1 protein-coding gene is annotated in these 232 nt (G+C 45.7%); it reads right to left on the bottom strand.

Annotated features, from left to right (window positions below; all coding sequences use genetic code 11):
- Nucleotides 1-232, bottom strand: a 232-nt coding sequence (locus P8629_RS12800) for an aconitase family protein (RefSeq protein ID WP_278166461.1), incomplete at both ends; no start/stop codon positions are given.

The raw sequence follows: 232 nt of genomic DNA, 5'->3' as shown, positions 1-232 counted from the left end.
CTTGCTTCAAGGTTTGGGTTGCTAATACATGTTCAACTTCAGAGGTACCAATACCAAACGCGAGTGAGCCAAAAGCGCCATGTGTCGCGGTGTGTGAATCCCCACAAACAATCGTCATGCCTGGTAGCGTGATACCAAGTTCTGGGCCCATAACATGGACAATGCCTTGATATTTATGGTTTAAATCGTAGAGAGTTACCCCAAATTCAGCGCAGTTTTTTGAGAGGGTTTC

Origin of the sequence: Hydrogenovibrio sp. 3SP14C1, from assembly GCF_029625905.1 — a bacterium.
Taxonomy (GTDB): domain Bacteria; phylum Pseudomonadota; class Gammaproteobacteria; order Thiomicrospirales; family Thiomicrospiraceae; genus Hydrogenovibrio.
This window is presented reverse-complemented; position numbering and strand designations above follow the sequence as displayed.